Source organism: Wohlfahrtiimonas sp. XWW7 (assembly GCF_056716055.1).
Genome location: NZ_CP168032.1, coordinates 876,861 through 898,784, shown reverse-complemented (window position 1 = coordinate 898,784; position 21,924 = coordinate 876,861). Strand labels below are relative to the sequence as shown.

The following is a 21,924-nucleotide window of genomic DNA, read 5'->3' as shown; positions in this document are numbered from 1 at the left end:
AATAAAAAAGCCTCTGTGAATACAGAGGCTTTCATGCGTATAATTTAAACTATACAAAGTCTAGAGTTGGTGGCGTTGCTTCTGCTTTAGGCGCACTATTATCATCATCTTTAGATTTCGTATTCAATGAAGAATCACTCAACTCACGATCATTCATAATGTCATCCACTTGTTGTGCATCAATTGTTTCAACATCCAACAAGATATCCGCCATTCGATGCAAGCGAGTAATATCATCTTCCAATACTTTTTTCGCTCTTGCATAGTTAGCTTCAACAATGCGACGAGTTTCTTCATCAATCAATTGTGCTGTCTCGTTAGAGATGATTTCTTGACGTGATCCACGACCACCAATGCCACCATCACCTTCACCGAAGAACAAGAAACCAACTTTGTCAGATAAACCCCATTTTGTAACCATCTTACGAGCCATATCTGTTGAATGTTGAATATCACTCATTGCGCCAGTTGTCACTTTGTCATAACCGAAGATAATTTCTTCCGCAATGCGGCCACCAAACACCATCGCCATCTTGTTATTCAACCATTCGCGAGAGTTACTGACTTTATCATTCTCTGGCAATGTCCAAGTCACACCCAAAGCACGGCCACGTGGAATGATTGTCACTTTATACACAGGATCTGATTTCAAACGATAAGCCACAATTGCATGGCCAGCTTCATGATAAGCAGTTAACTTCATTTCATCAGCTGTCATCATCAATGAACGGCGCTCTGCCCCCATATAGATCTTATCTTTGGCATTTTCCATATCGTCCATGCCAACTTCATTTTTGTTTTCACGCGCTGCAAATAATGCACCTTCATTCACAAGGTTTGCTAAATCAGCACCTGAGAAACCTGGTGTACCTTTTGCTAAGCTCAAAATATCTACATCGGCAGCAATTGGTACTTTACGCAAATGCACTTTTAGAATTGCTTCACGACCTTTGATATCTGGTAATGGTACTGTTACTTGACGGTCAAAACGACCAGGACGTAACAACGCAGGATCCAATACATCTACACGGTTTGTCGCAGCAATAATAATAATGCCCGAGTTATCACCGAAACCATCCATTTCCACCAACATTTGATTCAATGTTTGCTCACGCTCATCGTGACCACCGCCTAAACCTGAACCACGATGACGACCAACCGCATCGATTTCATCGATGAAGATGATGCAAGGCGCATGTTTTTTAGCTTGTTCAAACATATCACGAACACGCGCAGCACCGACGCCCACAAACATTTCCATGAAATCAGAACCTGAAATCGTGAAAAATGGTACGCCCGCCTCGCCAGCAATTGCTTTTGCTAATAATGTTTTACCTGTTCCTGGTGGACCAACCATCAAAATACCTTTTGGCATTTTTCCGCCCAATCGTTGGAACTTCGTAGGATCTCTTAAAAAATCAACCACTTCACCCACTTCTTGCTTAGCTTCATCCGCACCTGCAACATCAGAAAAACGAGTTTTCACTTCATCCGCTGATAACATACGTGCTTTAGATTTACCAAAGCTCATGGGATTTTTACCACCGCCACCAGATTGGCGCATCATAAACATGATCAAACCAAACAAGATCAAGATCGGTAATAAATTTAAGATGATTGATAATAAAATGCCGCGACCGCGCATCTCTTTACCAACGATTGTTACGTTTTTATCACGCAACACATCGATCAACATACCATTACTTGTTTCAGGATTATATGTTGTGAAACGTGATCCAGAGGTATATGTACCACTAATTTCTGGTCCAGCGATTGTCACTTCCTTAACGCGCCCATCATTAATGGCATTTAAGAATTCTGAGTAGGCAAGCCCTTGTCCAGGGGAACTGCCAAAGTTTTGAAACACAAGCAATACACCAAGAATTGCTACGATCAAAACGATGATATCTCTACCGTTATATTTCAAAAGATTAACCTCTATACTAAGTTAAAAAATTGTCGTTCATGAGAATAAATGTCAAACTGCAACTATACCGAATATCTTTGATTTAGTCATCATTCACACATGAATGGGGCTAAAATTATCTAATTCAATAGGCACAATTAATTTATTCTGCTCTACCTTTAAAACCACGTGCCAATAAATAAATTTCTGAACTTCTTGCACGTGATGCTTTAGGCTTTCTTGTCACGACTTTATCAAAATTGGTACGCAATAACTTCAAATACTCCTCAAATCCTTCACCTTGGAAGATTTTCATTAGAAAATCCCCCCCTGGCTTTAAATGATTCATAGAGAAATCAAATGCAAGTTCTAATAAATACATCATTCTCGGTTGATCTACACCCTTTACACCGCTTGTATTCGGAGCCATATCCGAAATAACAATGTCAATTTTGCGACCATCCAACAATGTTTCTAATTCATTTAAAACAGAATCTTCGCGGAAATCACCTGTGATGATATCAACACCTGCAATCGCACTCATTGGTAAAATATCCAATGCAAAGACTTTACCGTTATGGCCAACTTTATGCATCGCATATTGCGACCAACTACCTGGCGCTGCACCTAAATCTACCACTGTCATACCAGATTTGAACAATAAATCTTTTTCATCCATCTCAGATATTTTATAAATCGCGCGTGAACGCCAACCTTCTTTACGTGCACGTAACACATATTCATCATCATGATGCTCTTTTAACCAGCGAGAACTACTCGGCGTACGTTTTTTTCCCATACTTTAAATCACTTTTAATATTGCAATTGAACGCAATCCCATAACATTTTCACCTCATCAATGGTTAATGCTCGGAATTCGCTCGGTTGTAAATTATGATCCAACTTCAATGGACCATACTGAATTCTTTGAAGATAAGTCACATACAAATCCACCGCTAAAAACATTTTTTTAACTTGGTGAAACTTTCCTTCTGTAATTGTTACCCATGCTTCACTTTCATTTTGATTCGCATAGATAATCTCTAGTTTAGCAGGTGCGCAAAAAATTCCACCATAAAACTCTATACCGCGTGCAAATTGTTCAACTTCTTTGGAAGTTATTAAACCATTCACTTTGACACGATAGACTTTTTCCACTTTATATTTTGGCAAAGGTAAACGAAAACTCAATTGCCCGTTATCTGTCAACAACAATAGCCCTTCAGTATTACGATCCAAGCGTCCAATCGGCCAAACTTCTTCGGAGAATTGATCACAAACTGTTGGTAAATGCTTATCTTGTGTTGCCGAAATATCGCCAATACTTTTATTCAACATATAATAAGTATGTTGCGGGAGCTGAACAATTTCATTTCGGATTTTAAGCTGATGTAAACATCCGTCCACTTCAATTTTTTCATCATCCACAATGACATCATTCAACAGAACAACTTTGGATTTGATCAATTGACTCATGGACTTTTTAGAAAGCGCCTGCTCTCTTAATAAAAACTGATAAAGATGCATTAATGATCTTTTTTCTTCTCTGTTGCTACAACAAAGGAACGAGCTCTTGCCATCAAAAAACCACCGCTCACCAACCCATAAAAGATTAATATGATAAATTCATCTCGTTTGGATAATGAAAAGAATGGTAAAATGGCCACAAGGATTATACCCGCAACCACAAACATTAACGCCAACATTCTTAAACTTAAGAAAAGCTGGTGAATTCTTCGTGGTTGCGCTAAGCTTGCCTCCACTTTTTTTTGACTAGGATCGTTATTCATGACTCAAATGAAATTAACAAAAGAACATATACATGCTTTAAAAGGCCTCGCTCATTCGATGAAACCTGTATTAATTATGGGTGAAAAAGGCGTTACTGAATCATTTTTAGCAGAAGCAGAACGCGCCATAGAATATCACGAATTGATCAAAATCCGTATTTCTGGTGATGATCGCGAGACAAAAAAAGAGATCGCAGCTGAAATTACTGCAGCGTTAAATGCAAATATGATTCAGCACATTGGTAATGTGATCACGCTATTTAAGCGTAATCATGAAGCGCCAAAGATTTTCTTTTCTAACAAGTAAAAAACAATAAAAAACCCTAAAAATCATTTTAGGGTTTTTGCACTTTAAGTTCCATCATCTTCTGGCACCGCCGTCACAGCACTGATAACGCTATATGTATCTAAAACTCGAGCAATGATGGTAATGCGATACAATAAATAACCTACACCCTTAGAATCTTGACCTAACTGCTGGATAATGTAATACACATCACCATCATCAGAAAAACTACCTTTAAAATCCTCTTTATTTAGATATTTCCAAGCGTTAAGATTGTTTGAGCCACCTGATAAGCCAGCGCCATTACGCAAATCTGTTAATGCTTGATTAATCACAGCATCTGTAATTGGATCACAATTCCTTTCTTTGATATCTTCAGCATCTCCCTGTTTACATACCTCTCTTTTCGTATAAGTATCACCTTTGACATTTTCTTCTAACTCATTCAAAGCAAGCATTGCTAAATCTTCAGCCTCTTGTTTAAACGTAACGTATTGCACATTTTGGGTCGACATTGTCGTTTGTTGGTATAAACTAATACCCAAAATTGCAAATATAATCAACATCATCAAGGTAATGAATAAAATAAAACCTTTGTCTATTTTTTTAATTATTTTCATATTTATTCTCTCTTAACCTATGATCCCGCTGGCAGCGCTGGAATAACATTACTATCATCCAACACAACCGTGTAATCTTTGGTTTTATTTGCATCGATCATATCTGTAATGGTGATTGTTGCACCATTTACGCTCACGGTTTTTAATAATGCCTTGCCTGTTGCGATTAATTCTGTTTGTTCAGTTGTCGATAACGAAGGTACAGTAGAAGTATCTGCACGCTGAATAAGATTAATGCGCGCCGTAAAATCATCAATCAAAATTGGAATCGCCATATCAGAACCTAAATCACTTAAGTCTGCAATAGAACGATTTTGCAACTTAACCAATCCAACGATTGCGATAGAGAAAATACCTAAAGCTATCAGAAACTCTAGTAGGAATGAGCCTTTTTGTTGTTTTATTATCATTTTATCCTCTAATTTACGTCAGCATATTTATACATTCTAACAAAAATTCGTGCGTTAGTAATCATTGTACCTGCTTATCAGTCATACAGATTTAATCCACCAAGACTTGACATTGCGCTAATTGCAAATAGTCCCCATAACTCGCGCAATCAAATTCCATATTTTTAACCATAATTTCATCCAAAACTTTAGACATTTTTTGATTAATCTCAGTAATTAAATCATCACAATATTCATTATCAGGCAGGATTAATCCCCGAATATCCAGTTCAAACTGCTTTAATGCTGTTTGCCAAATTTGCTCATGAACTCTTTCATGTTGTTCCAAATCCTCGTAGGCTTCCTCAAAAGCTTGGCGAATCTTTAAAGAATAATTCCCCATTGTTAATCTTGGTAAAATCATTGTGCCATTGAGTTGCATCTCAAAAACTTTTGCCTGACATTTGCCTTCATGATGTACAAGATTCATTCGCCGAATAGTTGTCGAAGCTTCATATTCTGCAGTACTTTGGTGCTCAAACTCTGTTTCATGTAATGGTGAAGCGGTTCTGATCTCTTGCTTGAGCTGAGTTTCACTTGTTGGCGCGACATCATAATATTGCTTTTCTAGATGTGTCTCTAAAGCAGATGCTGGCACCAATCCTAATAATAAAATCAACCAGCTATTCTTCATTAATGATCTCTTTCAATGGTTTATAGTAAATCATTTAATAATCCTTTGATCGCAGGATTTTTTCGAATCTGCTTTTCGAGCTCGCTATCTAATTTTTCTTGTAATTTACCTTTTTGCTTATCTAACTCTTTTCGCGCTTTATCTTTAATCGCTTTTTCAGCCAAGCCCGCAATCACCTGCCCTAATTGGTCGGAATCTAAACGACATAAACCCTCTGTTTTTTCTAATGAACCTTCACAAATCAATGGAATTGGAATGCCTTTAAAACGTTCATTGATTTGGCAAGCAGGATCAGGGTTAATCGAATGATCACCTGTTAACACGCCGTTCACTCGATAATCAATCATCATGCGATTTAAGTTAACATCACCTTTACCATTGACAGTCAATCCAGGAATCAACATTTGAAACGGATCATTCATAACAACCCCATTTTTTATCCGCATTTTTCCAGACAGTTTTTGGAAGTCGGTATAAGTGCGATCAAAATTTCCTGTGAGCGGCTTTTGGTTCAACAATGCAATACCTTGGCACATTAGTCGTTCGTAATTAAGATTATTCACACGACCTTTAACCAAATCAAAATCCATATTGCCATTTAAATTCGCAATCACTTGATTCTGTAATTTTCCTGATGTTGAAATTCCAAATTGAGCATTCAAAATACCTTCAACACTGATATTTTTATGATTCTGATTCAAATTAGCCAGTAAAAAATCACTATCAATGTAATCTTTCAGAGAAACCTGCGGAATAATCTTCGCAAGATCAATCCTCTGAATTTTACCATTTAAGATAGTTTTAGGAGATTTTTGCCCTTTCAAAGACCCATTAAATGACAAACTGCCACCATAAATATTGGTCGATAATTGGTTCAATACAGCATCACCATTTTTTAACGAAGCTTTCAGTCTATTCTTCGTCAACTGTAATTGATCCAAAGTTAAACGATCCCACTGAATATCCGCAATGACATTAATATCTTGGGGCAATACTGGAATCACTTCAGGATTTGCAGGTGCTTTTGTCTTAGCGTGAGCATTGACAGATTGCTTGCTAGAATCTTTGGATTGTTTTTTAGGTGGCAAATAATGATTCAAGATTAACTGATCACCATGCAAAGCCACTGCTATAGTCGGTACTTTTTCTAAGGCAATCGCTCCCGAGCCTTTCACTTTCGTCTCATCCAATGTCAACTCAATCGGGTTTACATCAATATTTTTCAGATTACCATTGACAGACATGACAACAGAAGCTTTCTGCAATGCTGTTTTAGATTCAAATTGTGGTAATTCAATCTTCAATTGATTCAACAACGCTTTTAAATTAAATGTATTGGTTGTGATATTACTGCTAAATTTCAATTGATCACTAGAGTATTTTTCAGCAATCACATCGCCCGTTAAAGTTAAATCATTCATTGATAGTTTCAATTGATCAATATTGATGAGTTCTTTTTTGAGATCTGCCTTGATTAAGCTACTCATGCGAACATTGTCCAGTGTAATATCTTTGACTTTCCCCTGCGTTTGAAGGGATAAATTGGATAATTGCAATAATTGCTCATTTAAATCAAAATCCACAACCGCCAATAATTCAGTATTCATTTGAAGATCATTCATCTTCACACTATTTTTGAGTTTTAATACTTTCACCTGCAAGAGCTTCTGCTCTGCTTTAAAAGCAACAATTGCAGAAGCCTCTAAATTGCCTTCTACTTTAGGATTAAACAATAAATATCCACCATTCATTGCAAAAGTAATCGGTTGATTCAACGTGACTTCGCCAGTTACGACATTTAATCCCTTCAACGCAACAGCTTGATTATTTTGGGCATCTTTATAAATTACATTGGCATCTTTAATGTTAATGCTTTTGACATATAACGCAGGTGCAGATCGCGCATTATTGTCTGTATTGTGTGTAGCTCCACTTGCACCAGCTGGAGTTTGTTGTGATTTCTTTGGGAACTGCCAATTAGTATTACCAGTTGCATCCTTTAATAAAGCAACTGACAAGCCTTCCACAACAATATCGCTGACATTAAGCTCTTTATTGAACAAACTTTTTAATAAAATTGACGCTTGTGCCAACTTTATATTGGCAATGGGCACCGTTGGTGTATTTGGGCTAGCAAGCGTTATATTTTGTACTTTAATGCCAAGCCAAGGATAAAAAGTCCATTCGATATCGCCATCAATGGTTAAAATAACATTGGCATTCTTTTGCACCAATTCTGTAATTTGAGGCTTAAATTGATTGGGGTTGACAAACATCACAATCCCACCAATGGCTAAAGCAATAACGACAACAACCGTGAGAACCAAATAAACAAAAATTTTAAGCAATTTTTTCATGGTAGTACCCAATGGATTCAATCATTAGGATTTAGCATACAACAGTTTTTAATCTTGTGCTGTTTCTAATACATTTCGTTTCCCAATGTGATAAAACAAGCCAATAATTCCTACAGAGAACAGAACACCAAAGCAGACCATCAATACAATCACAGAAACTTGGTAATACGCCAAAGCACCAAAAATTACCATCATCAAAATCATCACAAAGTTTTCAGAAAAATTCTGCACAGCGACCGCAGTACCTGCACTTTCAAAGAGTTTTCCTCGTTCTTGCAACAAAGCATTCATAGGAATCACAAAAGTACCACCACAAGCGCCTATCAAAATCAAAAAGATATACACGCTATAAATATTTGTTTGGAAAGCAAAAATAGTGGCAATCACGCCCATTGCTAAACCTGCCCACAAACACCATTTGATGTTTTTCACACTGATGAACAAAGATGCAATCAAAGCACCAAATACAATGCCAATGCTCACAATTGCACTTAACATCGCAACCATTTCTGTACCGCCACCTAAAACAACTCGCACCCAATCATTCAATAACAAACGTAATGTTGTCGCAGCGCCCCAAAATAGACTTGTGCCTAAAATGGCAAAACGTGCCTGTTTGTCACAGGCCAATCTCACTAAAATACGACCGAAACTTTTCAATAGTGCTTTAGGTGCAAAGCTATCTTTGCGCACAGCCTGAATTTTAGGTATGAATATATTGAACAAGACCGCAACTGCATACATTCCACCTGCAAAGACAAATGCCATCACGATATTACGTTCAGCTAATAGCCCACCTAAATAAGCACCCAGTAAAATTGCTAGAATCGTTGAACCTTCAACCAAACCATTAACTTTAACTAATAAGCGAGTCGTCACTAATTCGCCTAAAATCCCAAATTTAGCTGGAGAATAAATGGCAGCACCAATACCAACAATTGCATAACATAAGAATGGGCTAGCATCGAAGAATAGCAAAGCAACGCCCAACAATTTCATGCCATTACCAATCATCAATACACGAGATTTCGGCTGATTATCAGCAAATAACCCCACAACAGGTGCTAACAAAATGTATGAGATTAAGAAACATGCTTGCAGTAAATATGTGCTTTCCTTCAGTGCACCTAACTTATCCAACAACTCAAGCAGTGCAAAAAAAAGCGCATTATCAGCCAATGCCGAGAAAAACTGAGCATTAACAACGCTGATAACACCTTTATTGAATAGTTTATCCGATGGCTTTTGCTTCATGATCTACACTTCCTGTGCCATTTTAGTTAAAGTCACATAATCGATCTTACCTGATCCCAACAACGGAATCTCTTTCACAACACGGACATCCCTTGCAACTGCCAGCTCAGGCATTCCTAAAGATTTCGCCATTGCTGCAACATCTACACGTACAACATCTTTTTGTGTTGTGAACAGCACGATAGCTTCGCCTTTACTAGGATCTTTACGCACAACTGCTGCATGATCATCTTCTTTATAAACTGATTTAAATAAACGCTCTGTGGTTTCCAATGTCACCATTTCACCTGCAATTTTTGCAAAGCGTTTTACGCGGCCTTTGATAGCCATATAGCCATCATCATCCATTGCAACGACATCGCCTGTATCGTACCAACCTTGTTCGCCATTGTATTCTGAAGGCACTAATTGACCAGGATTATCGTAAAATAAATAACCTTTCATCACATTTTGACCTTTAACAATCAATTTACCGCCTTCTGCAATACCATCAATCATTTCCAACTCATAATCCATGCCTGGTAAAATTCGACCAATGCTATGATCACGGTAGCTCATTGGCACATTGATTGAAACCACAGGCGAACATTCTGTCGCACCGTAACCTTCTAAAATACGGATGCCAAACTTATCCATCCAACTATCACGAACAGATTCTGATAAACGCTCTGCACCCGCGACAACATAACGCAATGTTACAAAATCATAAGGATTCGCATACTTCGCATAATTTTGTAAAAACGTAGATGTACCAAATAATACTGTTGCTTGGATATCGTAAACAATTTCTGGAATCACTCGATAATGCAATGGTGATGGATATAAAAATGTTTTACAACCTGCACGCAATGGCAATAAAACGCCTGCGGTCAAACCAAATGCATGGAAAATTGGCAAAGGACTCATGAATACATCTTTCGTTGTAAAGTCTGCAACAGTACACAATTGTTCAACATTCGTTAAAAGTGAACGGTTTGTATGAACAACGCCCTTTGGTTTCCCTTCAGAACCTGATGTGAACAACACAACAGCTTCATCATCAGGATTAGCTTTAGGCAAATATTTATTAGGCATGAACTTCGCTTTCAATACCCACAATTTATCTTCTGTTGTGATCTGTTTACGCAAATCTTCCGCATACACCCAATTAATTTCTGGGAAAGCTTCCACTAAATAAGTTAACTTACCTTTTTCCAAAAAAATGCGGGATGTAATGATCGTTTTCACTTCCGATGCTGTGATTGCAGCGCCCATTCCATCAACGCCCGCTGTATAATTTAATAATGCAGAAACACGTTGAGTTAAGTTTAATGCCAAAACTGTCGCCATAGAGCCAATCGCATTCGGTAATAATACGCCAACACGTTCATTTTTATCTGTAAAGCGTGTAACAATTCTGCTGACGCCTAGAATTTTTGTAATGAACTGATCATATGTTTCAGGCTTACGTTGGATGTCTTCCATACAATGAGCATCACCACCAAAGCGTTGCTTAGATGCTAAAACTGTTTCAAACAATGATGTTGGTTCAAATAATTTTACGCGCATATCCATCATTAAATCATGAGTGTATTTGGCTAAATATTGACGACGTTTTTTACCAAATAATCCTTCTGGAACTGTAATGTCTAATGGCGCACCCATAGTAATTTTAATCGGTGTGAATAAGCGCTGCTTCACTAAACCTTTTAAACGACTGAAATATGTATATTCAGCGCCTTCTAAAACGACAGGAATCAAAGGTACTTTTGCTTTATTAGCAACAAAAGCTGCACCTTCGTAAATCTTCATAAAACTACCAGTTAAAGTAATGCGCCCTTCAGGGAAAATGACAATCGTACGACCTTTTGCAACTTCTTTCGTCAGCATTTTAATGGCCATTGGATGCAATGGATCAACCGTCACATGATCAATCAATTTCAAAAACGGTTTAAAATACCAGCGATTTGCAATATCTGTATTCACCACAAATACAGGCTTTTGCGGTAAGAAAACACCGAGCAAAATCCCATCCAAAAAAGATTGGTGATTACACACAATCACACCATGTGTTTTAGCAGCTTGCGCATCTAACTTCGTTTCAACATTGAAGAAGAAATTCAACAAAACTTTAAATATCGTTCTCATAATTTTATACCACAACATTTCTATTAATGAACATCGTTTATTTTATAGTCTAATTTCGAATTAATCAATGTTTATTTCAAATAACCAGAACAAATAAACTCATCTGCGCATACTCTAAATCATTTTGTTTATCATGGACATTAGAATATTTAATGGTTAAGCAAGACTTTATAAAGATGAGTTCAGTATAATTACCTCATTATTGACTGTTTACAAGGGTTATTTTATGTCATCTTCCAATATCTCATTCATTGTTGCCATCGCTGAAAATGGTACGATCGGCATAGATAATACTCTGCCTTGGCACCTTCCTGATGACTTAGCTTTCTTTAAAAAACACACAGTGAATAAACCAATCATTATGGGTAGAAAAACTTATGAATCCTTAGGTCGACCTTTACCAAAGCGCGACAATATCGTTATCAGTCGTCATCCTGCGCCTGAAAATTTACCTGACAATGTCTTTTACTTTGACTCATTAGATAAAGCGATGGATGCTTATCAACATGCACCAGAATTAATGATCATTGGTGGTGCACAATTATATTGCTCTGCACTGCCTTATATGAACAAACTTTACCTCACAATTGTGGAAAGTGAAGTTTCTGGCGATACTGCCCTACCTGAGGTTTTAGCTTTGCCATTTCACGAAGCAAAACTGATTTACACAGAAAATCACCCCGAAGATGAAAAACATAGCTACCCTTTTAGATTTGAGATTTGGGAATTTCCATCAAAAAACTAACGAAAAAAATGACATTTACAAACGTTTACCTGCCTTGAATACTGCAAAATTTGGTAATTTCGTTATAATTATGCATTCTATTTTATCTTGAGTGAATTATGGCTGTTTCAACAAAAAAAGTGAGCTGGTATAAAAAATACGCAAGCTATAAATATTACATTCCGTTAGCCAATGCGATTGTTCCTTACTGTTTATGGGGCAGCTTAATTTTAGCAATGGTTGGTTTAACATTAGGACTAGGCTTTGCGCCTGCGGATTATCAACAAGGTAATAGTTTTAGAATCATCTATATCCATGTACCAGCAGCCATGCTTTCCACTTCTTTATATATGGCAATGGCTATCACAAGCCTATGCTTCTTGATTTGGAAGGTAAAATTACTACCATTAGTTGCGCGCAGCATGGCAACTGTTGGTGCAATTTTAACGCTCATCTCTCTTGTCACAGGGGCAATTTGGGGCGCACCAACTTGGGGAACTTGGTGGGTTTGGGACATTCGCCTGACATCTCAACTTTTATTACTATTTTTCTATATTGGCTACATTGCTTTCGATCACGCAATTGAAGATCGTCAAACCGCTGATATTTTTACTTCGATTCTCGCAATGGTTGGTATTGCTGTTGCATTACTCGTTAAATTCTCTGTGTACTTTTTCAATTCACTCCATCAGAAAAGCACACTTTTTGCATCCGGCGGGCCCAAAATTCCAATGGATATGTTATTACCTTTGATTTTAATGATTCTTGCTTATTCACTCTTCACAACTGGTTATATTCTCAAAAAGAGCGTGATCTTAATCAATCGTGACAGAGTTATGAAACATTATTTGAATCAATAAATTAGATTAGCGGGGGGCGCTATGACGTTTGCATTTGGGAGCTTTGCAGAATTTCTGCAAATGGGAAAACATGGTCTCTATGTTTGGCTGAGTTACGGATTTTTCTTTATCTGCCTGCTTGGCTTAATTATTCCGTTATTTAGCGAGGATAAAAAATTAAAACAAATTTTGAAGCAGGAAGGAATTGAATAATGACACCAAAACAGAAACAACGCGCCATAATAGTTGTAGCCTTAGTTGTAATTACGCTCTCAGCGATTGGTTTATTGATTTATGCATCAAGAAGTGAACTAAACTATTACTATTCACCAATCGAAGTTAAAGAAGGGAAAGCACCTTTAGAAAAGTCTATTAGAATTGGTGGCTTAGTAGCACCAGGATCAATTGTTAAAAGCACTGAAACCATTGACGTTACCTTTGACATTATGGATGGTAAAGATCGCGTACGTGTTACCTACGATAAAATGTTACCTGACTTGTTCCGTGAAGGACAAGGCGTCATTGCAACAGGTGTGTTATCTGACAAAAACAATTTTACTGCGACAGAAATCCTTGCCAAGCATGATGAAACTTATATGCCGCCTGAAGTCAAAGAGTCTTTAGAAAAATCTGGCATCGTGATTGATGAAAATTCCAGACATCCTGGCTCACAGCCATAAGGAGAGATCATGCTACCGATTGGTGAATTAGCCCTTTATATCGCACTGGCAACCTCGCTATTGCTTCTATTCCTACCTTTGGTGGGTTTATACACTCATAACATTAAGTTAATGCAAACGGCAAAACCTTTAACTGCATGGCTATTTGGCATGCTGTTAGTATCATTCTTATGCTTAGGTTATGCTTTTTATATCAATGATTTCAGTTACGCTTATGTTTTCCGTAACTCCAATACTCAACTACCCGCAATTTTTCGCTTCACTGCAATTTGGGGCAGCCATGAAGGCTCTATGCTCCTTTGGGTATTAACATTGAGTCTCTGGATGTATGTTGCAATTTTCTTCATGAGAAAAATCCCCATTGAGTTAACTGCAACAACTTTAGCAATTTTAGGTGCAATCATGGCATCTTTCCTTGCTTTCGTAATTTTCACATCCAACCCATTCGATCGCATGATTGATAACATCATTTTTGATGGCCGCGATCTGAATCCTTTACTGCAAGATGTTGGCTTAATCATCCATCCACCATTACTTTATATGGGCTATGTTGGTTTTGCGATCCCTTATGCATTCGTGTGTGCCATTTTAATCAATGGTTATATTGATCGCACAACTGTCCGTTGGTTGCGCCCTTGGGTATTAGCAGCGTGGGGCTTTTTAACGCTTGGCATTACTGTTGGTAGTTGGTGGGCTTACTATGAATTAGGCTGGGGCGGTTGGTGGTTCTGGGATCCTGTAGAAAATGCATCCCTCATTCCTTGGATTTTATCCACAGCACTGCTTCACTCTTTAATCACAACAGAAAAGCGCCAAGTATTCTCTGTTTGGTCTGTTTTAATGGCGATCTTGTGTTTCTGTTTAAGCGTATTGGGCACATTCTTGGTGCGTTCAGGTGTTTTAACCTCTGTTCACTCATTTGCTGCTGACCCTCGCCGTGGTGCCATCATCCTCATGATTTTGGCAATGGTTGTAATCTTTGGTATTGGTTTATTATTGTTACGCTCTGGCAGAATTCGTCAACAAGCAACAGTGACATTAGTATCTAAAGAAACAGGCATTTTATTGAACAACATCTTCTTATCTGTTGTGTGCTTCATCGTTGTTTTGGGAACCTTGTATCCTTTAATCATCGACATGCTTGCCATTGGTAAAATCTCAGTTGGCCCTAACTTCTTTAATAAAACAGTGAATCCTTTAGCATTGATCTTATTAGTAATCATGGGCGTTACACCAATGATTCGCTTCAAGAAAGATCAGTTGAGTCGCATCAAAAAGCCGTTGATTTTTATGGCAATTGCTGCGCTCATCATGGGGCCATTATCTAATGCCGCATATGCAATGTACGTCAATGGATTGAATCATAATAATGAACCGCCATTGGCATTGATTAATCCTATGGTGACGCTCACTTTGATTTTATGTTATTGGGTATTCTTTGGAATTTTTGCTGAAATTGCAATGCACAAACCACGTAATGCAAGCTTTATTAGAGGATTCTTTACACAATCAATGTCTCGTGTTGCGATGAATCTTGGGCACTTTGGTACAGTCATTTTAATTATTGGTATCACAATGACAAGTTATTACAGCGTTGAAGCAGATCGTCTATTGCGCGTTGGACAAACAGAAGCTGTTCAAGGTTATGATTTCAAACTTGAAAATTTACAAGACATAAAAGGCCCGAACTATACAGCAACTAAAGGTACGTTCTCCGTAAGCTTCCAAGGTGAATTCCTTCGCATGATGTATCCTGAAAAACGTATTTATGCAGCAAGTGGCATGCCAATTAGTGAAATTGCATTGCGCGCTTCTTTATTAGACGATCTATACATCGCATTATCTGAAGAACGTCCTGGTGAAAGTTGGGCCATCCGCTTATATGTCAAACCTTTCATTCGTTGGATTTGGTTGGGCGGCATCATCATGGCCATTGCTGCAGTTGTTGCGATTTTCAGCTTGCGCCGTCCTGAACGTGCTGAGAAATAAGGAGTTAATATGAAAAAACCTGCAATCGTCGGTATTACTGTTGCTGCTTTAATGGGGATTTTTGGATTCTTCTTCATCACTTTAGGCAACGATCCAAGTAAACTGCCATCACAATTAGAAGGCAAGCCTTTACCTGAATTCAGCACCAACAAACTCGTAGCGCCAGGGAGTATCACAACCATTTTGACAAATGAGGATATTAAAGGCCCTGCATTGGTGAATATATGGGCAACATGGTGCCCAACTTGCCGCGATGAACATGAAACATTAAATGTACTCAAAGGACAAGGTGTGACCATTTATGGTGTGAACTATAAAGATGATCCTAAATTGGCTTATGATTGGTTACAGGCATTAGGCGATCCTTATGTCTTTAATTTCTTGGATGAAAGTGGTGCTGCGGGCATTGAACTTGGCGTGTATGGCGCACCAGAAACTTTCTTCGTAGATAAAAATAATGTGATCAAATATCGTCATGTGGGTGCAATTTTACCTGATGTTTGGAACAGCAAGTTAAAAGCGATTTATGAATCACTTGATACACAAGGAGAGCAGCAATAATGAAAAAACTATTAATGTTAGCGCTATTCTTGGGTGCAGTTGCAACAGCTAATGTGAATGTTTACCCATTTGAAGATCAAGTGAGTGAAAAACGCTTCAACTCTCTCATTACAGATTTACGTTGCCCAAAATGTCAAAATCAAAACTTAGCGGATTCTGATGCACCTTTAGCCAAAGACTTAAAAGATCGTGTTTATACAATGATCAACGATGGTAGAAGTGATGGCGAAATTTTAACCTTCATGGTGGACCGTTACGGCGATTTCGTATTGTATACGCCACCAGTTAAGCCAATCACTTGGTTTTTATGGTTTGGCCCTGCGATTATTTTAATCGGCGTCTTGATCATTGTCTTTGCTCGCCGCCGTAAACCTGTTGTTGAAACCGTGCAGCCTTTATCACAATCAGAAGCAGAGCAATTGGCTGAGCTGTTAAATAAAAAGGATACTCATCAATGATTTTCTTCTCTTTCCTCCTTTTCGCATTGACAATGTTGGTAATTTTTTACCCGCTAACCCGTTCAAAATCAGCACAGCAAGAAACAACGCTTCAATCCATTTATCAAAAAAACTACGTTGCAACAGAAGAACGATTATCAAAGAACTTGAGTAATGGCGTAATCACTCAAGCAGAATATGACATTCAAAATGCTGAAGCCGCTCGTGATCTTTTGAAAATGAATAAAAAGAATAGTGCCGTATTGTCCAAACCTGCTCGTTTGTTGGTTGTATTGATCGCTCTACTTTTCCCTGTTGTGGCTATTGGTGGTTTTTGGGCATTTTCATATAAACCTGATACTCGCTTATTTGACTCTGAGCGTTCTCGCTTAATCAAAGAATTCACAGAATGGCGCGAGGTCATTCCTAGATCTGAATTAGACTCTTTAAATAGTGTATTGAGCATTGATCCACAACCACGTAATCCTGAGATTTTTAATCAGTTAAAATATGGTTTCCCTGCACTGTTCTTTATGAGCGCAAAAGAGACTCATGACGATATTCCTACCTTAAAATTGCTAGGAAAATTATTGTACGATGTTAAATGGTTTCCTGCTGCTCACGAAACTTATTCACGCGTTTTAGAATTAGCACCCACTGATTTCGTTGCCAATGCAATGGTGATCGACATTGAGCTTCAAGGTTCTAACAATAAATTAACGCCCGTAATCATTGCGAAAATGGATCGTTTCTTTGCATTATATCCACAAGAAACATCTATGCGCGTAATGTATGCTCAAGCATTGTATGATAACCAAATGATCGATAAATCCATCGAACAATGGAAAATTCTACGTGGCTTATTTGCACAGAACCAAGATCCAGCAAGACAAGCACAAGTTCAACAGACATTACAAGCGATTGATATGATTCTCTCTTCAATCTCTCAACGCACCATGGAAACATCACAAGTGCGTAATTTTGTCATTGATATTGCGACATTTGAAGATTTAGATTGGGAGAAACTTTCTCAGCCTGCAATTTTAACCCTTTATATGATCGACCAAGAAGATAACACTTCTATCGCATATAAAGAAACGCTCATCACACCAAAATCAAAGTTGCCAACGCAATTATCGTTGAATGATTTTGATCGCTTTGATGATGTGAAAAACCCTATCCGCAACTTTGAACATTTAGCGGTATTTGGTGAAATCACCAATGCTGATACAGGCGAAGCTATCTACGTCACAGATATTGCACAATTAGCAAAAGGGGCATATGAAAGTGCTGTGATGTTTGAGCTAAAATCAGATCATCATGCTTTTTCAGATTCGATGCAAAAAACTGTGGATTTAGTCAAAGCAAAGAAAGATCAACGTTTCTTAGTTCAAGTGAATGCACCAGATGTTGACATCAGCGCATGGCCAGATGATGCAACTTTGAGCCTATTCATTTCTCCCGCGGGTTCTCGCATGCCATTGGCAGCAAAGAAAATTCCTTCTGCAAAAAGCTTAACATTCCCATTGACTGTTGAAATCACGGATGACAACAAATTAATGCAAGGTACACCAAGCTTATTCACCATGGAGAACTTAGAAGTGGGCGGTCGTTTAAGCCAAGGCTCTGATGTTATTGGAAAAGCTGGCGATATTGAAAGCGTAAAACAAGCAGTTTCACCCAATAAAGCAAACGTGATTATTTTAGATCAAGTACGTGAAGAATCTAAAGCTTCACCGATCATGGCTCCAAGATAATGATATTCGTTGATTTTACTTTAACCATTGAAGATGTCAGTGCAACGCGTAATTACCGCAAGGTTTTTATGCCTGTTTCACTGTCATTAACCAATGGCATGAGCCTTTATATCGAAGGTGAAAATGGCGCAGGAAAGACAACTTTTTTGCGCGTTTTAGCTGGTTTAAATAATATTTACTTGGGCAATATTCTCTATAACGATCTCGATCGTAAGGAACTTGCCCACACTTATAACCAAAATATTCTATATATTGGCCATGCATTGGGCTTGAAAGAAGATCTCACTGCCTTTGAAAATATTAACGCCATGCTTAAAATTCAAGGTGTAAAGTGTACAGAAGCAGAAATTTACAAAGCTTTTGAAAAACTTTCTATCCCAACACAAAATCGCGCCATTCGCTTTTTATCCGCGGGACAAAGGCGCAGAGTTGCATTGTCTCGTTTATGGTTAGAACCCAAAACCATTTGGATTCTCGACGAGCCATTTACAGCGCTAGATAAACGCTCCATTGAGATTTTAGAAACTGCCATCACAGAACATTATCAAAAAGGTGGCACAGTTATTTTCACTTCTCATCAAACGCCGTCCGAAGGTGTGTATAATCATCATCATAATATTGAAAGCTATAGGAAAGAATGAGTGTATTCACTGCGATCATTCAACGTGATCTACAATTAGGCATGCGCCAACGCACAGAGCTATTAACGCCCATGATCTTTTTCTTGATCGTTGTCAGCTTGTTTCCATTGGGTTTAGGATTGGACAATGAAAAAGTCATGCGCGATGTTTCACCTGCCATTTTATGGATTGGTGCTCTATTGTCGAATTTGTTGATTATGGATCGCCTATTCAAAAGTGATTATGATGATGGTTCTTTAGAACAATTAATGATTTCAGGCTCGCCATTGGTTGTGGTTGTCTTTGCAAAAATCGTTGCCCATTGGTGTTTAACAGCCATTCCACTCATTATTGTTTCTCCTATTTTAGGCTTAATGCTCTATTTTTCAGTCCCACAAGCATTGGAAACAACCTTTCTTCTGCTCATTGGCACACCAGTTTTAAGCTGCATCGGTGCGATCTGTACCGCATTAACACTACAATTAAAACGCGCGGGCGTATTGCTCAGTGTGATCGCATTACCGCTATTCTTACCCGTTCTCATTTTCGGCGTACAAGCAACGCTTCGCATCGTAGAGGGACATTCTGTGATCGGTTTCTATGCCGTATTCGCAGCCCTTGATCTCATTGCACTTGCTGTCGCACCATTAATTACTGCTTTTGCTCTTCGCATTAGCCTTCATTAAATTTTCTTGAGTTTTACATGACAAAAAAATCAACTCCTTCCACGACTATGGATTACTCCGAACAATTACCACCATTAGTGCATTCGTGGATTCTAACCATTATTTTAGATTTAGGCGGACATCGTGAGTTTATCCATAAGGATTTTTTCAGCGATGATCAACTAGCCACAGCACTTGCATTGGAAAAATGGATCAATCATAAGCCACCATTGAACCGCGCGGATATTTTAAATACCTTGCGTGAACAGCAAGAAAAGCTTTTGGCAAATGCCGAACTATTTGCAGCACCTTACAATGCTGATCTACGCCATAACTTAGACAATCTCAAAACCCTGATTGATCTTACAGACGTGGAATGTGATCTACTTGAGTTTACATTGATCACTTATAATGAAACGTTATTAAATAATGCATTAGATCTTTTAGGCGCCATCAGCTCAGATCAAATGTACCGAATTTTAGCAATCCTTTTACAAAAAACACCGCAAGAGATTCGTACAGCATTTGCATCCGATGGCACATTGGCACGCACAGGATTAGTTCGTGTTCATCATGGCCCTTCTCTCTTCTTCCGTGGCAAAGTGGATTTATTATCACGCAACTTCATCGAGGCAATGTTTTCACATGAAACAACGCCTTACAATATCTTGAAAGATGTTGTTTCCAAAAGTAAGCCAACAGATTTAACTTTACACAATTTTGGTTACTTAAAAACTGAATTATCTGTGTTAGTGCCATATTTACAACATGCTTTAGATAACAACGAAAAAGGTGTCAATATTCTTGTGTACGGCGAACCTGGCACAGGGAAAACTGAATTGGCGCGTGTTTTAGTTGAACACTTTAAAGTGACAGCTTATGAAGTGGTTTCAGAATCGATTCAAGGTGAAGGTGTAGAAAAAGGCGAACAGCGTTTATATGCTTATTTGGCTGCGCAGAACTTTTTCTGCAACCAAAAATCTCTACTCATTTTTGATGAAATCGAAGATGTATTTTTTGATGCTTCCTCAGAAGGTTTGCCAAACTTCTCGAAAGCGTGGTTCAACCATATTTTGGAAACCAATAAAATTCCAACCATTTGGATTTGTAACGATACTTATGAAATTGATCCTGCCATTATTCGCCGTTTCGATTTCACATTCCATTTGGCGCCACCACCAAAGTCAGAACGTAAAGCCATGCTTGAATCTTCTCTAAAAGGTTCACTTAGCCCAAATACATTGAATGCTTTGGCATTATCGAAAGATTTAGTGCCTGCTATCATTGATCGCACAGCAAAAGTTTTGAATACCATCGAGAAATCATTGGATGTAAGCTACGATGAAGCTGCTGCTGCCATCATCAATGGCACATTGAAAGCGCAAGGCAATGATGAGATTCGCATCGCAAAAATTGGTGGTTTAAGCGAAATTTACAATCCTGCATTCACAAATACTGACAACAATTTAGCGTTATTAGCAGAGCGCTTAAAAGTATTCAATGAAGCACGCATCTGTTTATATGGTGCTTCTGGTACTGGTAAATCAGCGTTTGCACATTACTTATCGGATTATCTCAACAAGCCTTTGCTCATCAAAAAAGTATCGGATTTGATGGATAAATATGTGGGTGAAACTGAGAAACAGATCGCTGAAGCATTCCATGAAGCCAATACAACAGGCGCAATCTTGTTAATGGATGAAGTGGATAGTTTCTTACGTGATCGTCGCCATGCTCAGCAGAATTATGAAGTCACAATGGTGAACGAAATGCTGACACAAATGGAAGAATTTTCAGGCATTTTCATCGCAACCACAAACTTAATGGATCATTTGGATCAAGCAATGCTCCGCCGTTTCGACTTTAAAGTGAAGTTTAATTACTTAACAGCTGATCAATCTTGGTTACTCTTCAATGAGCAATGCCGTTATTTGGGCTTTAAAGAGATTGATCCTGCATTGGAAGAGAGCTTTAAGAAACTCACGAGCCTAGCACCTGGCGACTTTGCAATTTCTGCCCGCCAAGCAAAATTGGGCGTGATCACAAAACCTGAAGAGATCATCGCACAGCTTGTTAAGGAAAATGATTTGAAACAAGCCAAAGGCACGACGATTGGGTTTGTGGCAAGTAAATAAAACCATCAACACCAAGAATAAATAGCCTATGAGTCTTTACCCATAGGCTTTTTTCATAATTCCACTTGACCAAAAATATAAATCAACATATATT

The 21,924-nt window shown here is 38.2% G+C and carries 22 protein-coding genes; 12 read left to right on the top strand and 10 right to left on the bottom strand.

Translation table 11 applies throughout. The annotated features are described in order from the left end of the window. Positions 1–49 precede the first annotated feature (49 nt). The 4 genes from ftsH to ACA100_RS04340 form a co-directional block, all read right to left on the bottom strand. Complete coding sequence (gene ftsH, locus ACA100_RS04355; protein WP_481078774.1) at positions 50–1,927, bottom strand: ATP-dependent zinc metalloprotease FtsH; 1,878 nt, start codon at positions 1,925–1,927, stop codon at positions 50–52. Positions 1,928–2,069: 142 nt separating this feature from the next. Further along, positions 2,070–2,705, bottom strand: a complete 636-nt coding sequence (gene rlmE, locus ACA100_RS04350) for a 23S rRNA (uridine(2552)-2'-O)-methyltransferase RlmE (RefSeq protein ID WP_481078773.1) — start codon at positions 2,703–2,705, stop codon at positions 2,070–2,072. A 14-nt stretch (positions 2,706–2,719) separates the two neighbouring features. Next, positions 2,720–3,433, bottom strand: coding sequence for a 16S rRNA pseudouridine(516) synthase (locus ACA100_RS04345; protein ID WP_481078772.1), 714 nt, complete (start codon positions 3,431–3,433; stop codon positions 2,720–2,722). Further along, a complete protein-coding gene (locus tag ACA100_RS04340; protein ID WP_481078771.1) occupies positions 3,433–3,696 on the bottom strand; it encodes a hypothetical protein in 264 nt (87 codons plus the stop codon). The genes ACA100_RS04345 and ACA100_RS04340 overlap by 1 nt, the downstream gene beginning before the upstream one ends. 7 nt (positions 3,697–3,703) lie before the next feature. On the opposite strand from ACA100_RS04340, the gene yhbY reads away from it, so the two are divergent. Continuing rightward, complete coding sequence (yhbY, locus tag ACA100_RS04335; RefSeq protein WP_481079102.1) at positions 3,704–4,003, top strand: ribosome assembly RNA-binding protein YhbY; 300 nt, start codon at positions 3,704–3,706, stop codon at positions 4,001–4,003. Positions 4,004–4,047: 44 nt separating this feature from the next. Here the strand turns inward: yhbY and ACA100_RS04330 are convergent, their stop codons facing one another. The 6 genes from ACA100_RS04330 to aas all read right to left on the bottom strand — a co-directional run bounded on the left by ACA100_RS04330 (position 4,048) and on the right by aas (position 11,423). Continuing rightward, on the bottom strand, positions 4,048–4,602 hold the full coding sequence (locus ACA100_RS04330) for a pilus assembly PilX family protein (RefSeq protein ID WP_481078770.1): 555 nt from the start codon (positions 4,600–4,602) through the stop codon (positions 4,048–4,050). A 17-nt stretch (positions 4,603–4,619) separates the two neighbouring features. After that, a complete protein-coding gene (locus ACA100_RS04325) occupies positions 4,620–5,012 on the bottom strand; it encodes a type IV pilus modification PilV family protein (RefSeq protein ID WP_481078769.1) in 393 nt (130 codons plus the stop codon). Between the two features lie 91 nt (positions 5,013–5,103). Then, the gene (locus ACA100_RS04320) at positions 5,104–5,685 is read right to left on the bottom strand and encodes a DUF922 domain-containing protein (RefSeq protein ID WP_481078768.1); all 582 of its coding nucleotides are present in this window, start codon (positions 5,683–5,685) and stop codon (positions 5,104–5,106) included. A gap of 20 nt (positions 5,686–5,705) precedes the next feature. Further along, positions 5,706–8,042, bottom strand: coding sequence for an AsmA family protein (locus ACA100_RS04315; RefSeq protein WP_481078767.1), 2,337 nt, complete (start codon positions 8,040–8,042; stop codon positions 5,706–5,708). 48 nt (positions 8,043–8,090) lie between these two features. After that, a complete protein-coding gene (lplT, locus tag ACA100_RS04310; RefSeq protein WP_481078766.1) occupies positions 8,091–9,296 on the bottom strand; it encodes a lysophospholipid transporter LplT in 1,206 nt (401 codons plus the stop codon). A gap of 3 nt (positions 9,297–9,299) precedes the next feature. Further along, positions 9,300–11,423: a bifunctional acyl-ACP--phospholipid O-acyltransferase/long-chain-fatty-acid--ACP ligase gene (aas, locus tag ACA100_RS04305; RefSeq protein WP_481078765.1), complete on the bottom strand. Its 2,124-nt coding sequence runs from the start codon at positions 11,421–11,423 to the stop codon at positions 9,300–9,302. A gap of 226 nt (positions 11,424–11,649) precedes the next feature. Here aas and ACA100_RS04300 point away from each other — a divergent pair, with 226 nt between their 5' ends. From ACA100_RS04300 to ACA100_RS04250, 11 genes are all read left to right on the top strand, one after another. Beyond that, positions 11,650–12,168, top strand: coding sequence for a dihydrofolate reductase (locus tag ACA100_RS04300; protein ID WP_481078764.1), 519 nt, complete (start codon positions 11,650–11,652; stop codon positions 12,166–12,168). A gap of 98 nt (positions 12,169–12,266) precedes the next feature. Beyond that, the gene (ccmC, locus tag ACA100_RS04295; RefSeq protein WP_481078763.1) at positions 12,267–13,007 is read left to right on the top strand and encodes a heme ABC transporter permease CcmC; all 741 of its coding nucleotides are present in this window, start codon (positions 12,267–12,269) and stop codon (positions 13,005–13,007) included. A gap of 21 nt (positions 13,008–13,028) precedes the next feature. Further along, positions 13,029–13,199, top strand: coding sequence for a heme exporter protein CcmD (ccmD, locus tag ACA100_RS04290; RefSeq protein ID WP_481078762.1), 171 nt, complete (start codon positions 13,029–13,031; stop codon positions 13,197–13,199). Further along, entirely contained in the window at positions 13,199–13,666 is a 468-nt protein-coding gene (gene ccmE, locus ACA100_RS04285; protein ID WP_481078761.1) for a cytochrome c maturation protein CcmE, read from the top strand. The genes ccmD and ccmE overlap by 1 nt, the downstream gene beginning before the upstream one ends. A 9-nt stretch (positions 13,667–13,675) precedes the next feature. Further along, complete coding sequence (locus ACA100_RS04280) at positions 13,676–15,655, top strand: heme lyase CcmF/NrfE family subunit (RefSeq protein WP_481078759.1); 1,980 nt, start codon at positions 13,676–13,678, stop codon at positions 15,653–15,655. 9 nt (positions 15,656–15,664) lie between these two features. Beyond that, positions 15,665–16,216: a DsbE family thiol:disulfide interchange protein gene (locus ACA100_RS04275; RefSeq protein ID WP_481078758.1), complete on the top strand. Its 552-nt coding sequence runs from the start codon at positions 15,665–15,667 to the stop codon at positions 16,214–16,216. Further along, positions 16,216–16,674 (top strand): cytochrome c-type biogenesis protein, encoded by a 459-nt coding sequence (locus ACA100_RS04270; protein WP_481078757.1) that lies wholly within the window; start codon positions 16,216–16,218, stop codon positions 16,672–16,674. Before ACA100_RS04275 ends, ACA100_RS04270 begins: the two co-directional genes overlap by 1 nt. After that, the gene (gene ccmI / locus ACA100_RS04265) at positions 16,671–18,410 is read left to right on the top strand and encodes a c-type cytochrome biogenesis protein CcmI (protein WP_481078756.1); all 1,740 of its coding nucleotides are present in this window, start codon (positions 16,671–16,673) and stop codon (positions 18,408–18,410) included. Before ACA100_RS04270 ends, ccmI begins: the two co-directional genes overlap by 4 nt. Next, positions 18,410–19,051: a cytochrome c biogenesis heme-transporting ATPase CcmA gene (gene ccmA / locus ACA100_RS04260; protein ID WP_481078755.1), complete on the top strand. Its 642-nt coding sequence runs from the start codon at positions 18,410–18,412 to the stop codon at positions 19,049–19,051. Before ccmI ends, ccmA begins: the two co-directional genes overlap by 1 nt. After that, the gene (ccmB, locus tag ACA100_RS04255) at positions 19,048–19,716 is read left to right on the top strand and encodes a heme exporter protein CcmB (protein ID WP_481078754.1); all 669 of its coding nucleotides are present in this window, start codon (positions 19,048–19,050) and stop codon (positions 19,714–19,716) included. The genes ccmA and ccmB overlap by 4 nt, the downstream gene beginning before the upstream one ends. Positions 19,717–19,733: 17 nt before the next feature. Then, positions 19,734–21,830 (top strand): AAA family ATPase, encoded by a 2,097-nt coding sequence (locus tag ACA100_RS04250; protein ID WP_481078753.1) that lies wholly within the window; start codon positions 19,734–19,736, stop codon positions 21,828–21,830. The last annotated feature ends 94 nt before the right edge of the window (positions 21,831–21,924 follow it).

Excerpts from the sequence above, each read along its gene's own strand:
- ACA100_RS04320 (WP_481078768.1), bottom strand. The coding sequence starts at position 5,685 with ATGAAGAATAGCTGGTTGATTTTATTATTAGGATTGGTGCCAGCATCT.
- ACA100_RS04250 (WP_481078753.1), top strand. The coding sequence starts at position 19,734 with ATGACAAAAAAATCAACTCCTTCCACGACTATGGATTACTCCGAACAA.
- ACA100_RS04275 (WP_481078758.1), top strand. The coding sequence starts at position 15,665 with ATGAAAAAACCTGCAATCGTCGGTATTACTGTTGCTGCTTTAATGGGG.
- ccmD (WP_481078762.1), top strand. The coding sequence starts at position 13,029 with ATGACGTTTGCATTTGGGAGCTTTGCAGAATTTCTGCAAATGGGAAAA.
- lplT (WP_481078766.1), bottom strand. The coding sequence starts at position 9,296 with ATGAAGCAAAAGCCATCGGATAAACTATTCAATAAAGGTGTTATCAGC.
- ACA100_RS04280 (WP_481078759.1), top strand. The coding sequence starts at position 13,676 with ATGCTACCGATTGGTGAATTAGCCCTTTATATCGCACTGGCAACCTCG.
- ACA100_RS04315 (WP_481078767.1), bottom strand. The coding sequence starts at position 8,042 with ATGAAAAAATTGCTTAAAATTTTTGTTTATTTGGTTCTCACGGTTGTT.
- ccmB (WP_481078754.1), top strand. The coding sequence starts at position 19,048 with ATGAGTGTATTCACTGCGATCATTCAACGTGATCTACAATTAGGCATG.
- rlmE (WP_481078773.1), bottom strand. The coding sequence starts at position 2,705 with ATGGGAAAAAAACGTACGCCGAGTAGTTCTCGCTGGTTAAAAGAGCAT.
- ccmA (WP_481078755.1), top strand. The coding sequence starts at position 18,410 with ATGATATTCGTTGATTTTACTTTAACCATTGAAGATGTCAGTGCAACG.
- ccmI (WP_481078756.1), top strand. The coding sequence starts at position 16,671 with ATGATTTTCTTCTCTTTCCTCCTTTTCGCATTGACAATGTTGGTAATT.
- ACA100_RS04340 (WP_481078771.1), bottom strand. The coding sequence starts at position 3,696 with ATGAATAACGATCCTAGTCAAAAAAAAGTGGAGGCAAGCTTAGCGCAA.
- ACA100_RS04330 (WP_481078770.1), bottom strand. The coding sequence starts at position 4,602 with ATGAAAATAATTAAAAAAATAGACAAAGGTTTTATTTTATTCATTACC.
- ccmC (WP_481078763.1), top strand. The coding sequence starts at position 12,267 with ATGGCTGTTTCAACAAAAAAAGTGAGCTGGTATAAAAAATACGCAAGC.
- ACA100_RS04300 (WP_481078764.1), top strand. The coding sequence starts at position 11,650 with ATGTCATCTTCCAATATCTCATTCATTGTTGCCATCGCTGAAAATGGT.
- ACA100_RS04325 (WP_481078769.1), bottom strand. The coding sequence starts at position 5,012 with ATGATAATAAAACAACAAAAAGGCTCATTCCTACTAGAGTTTCTGATA.
- aas (WP_481078765.1), bottom strand. The coding sequence starts at position 11,423 with ATGAGAACGATATTTAAAGTTTTGTTGAATTTCTTCTTCAATGTTGAA.
- yhbY (WP_481079102.1), top strand. The coding sequence starts at position 3,704 with ATGAAATTAACAAAAGAACATATACATGCTTTAAAAGGCCTCGCTCAT.
- ccmE (WP_481078761.1), top strand. The coding sequence starts at position 13,199 with ATGACACCAAAACAGAAACAACGCGCCATAATAGTTGTAGCCTTAGTT.
- ACA100_RS04345 (WP_481078772.1), bottom strand. The coding sequence starts at position 3,433 with ATGCATCTTTATCAGTTTTTATTAAGAGAGCAGGCGCTTTCTAAAAAG.
- ACA100_RS04270 (WP_481078757.1), top strand. The coding sequence starts at position 16,216 with ATGAAAAAACTATTAATGTTAGCGCTATTCTTGGGTGCAGTTGCAACA.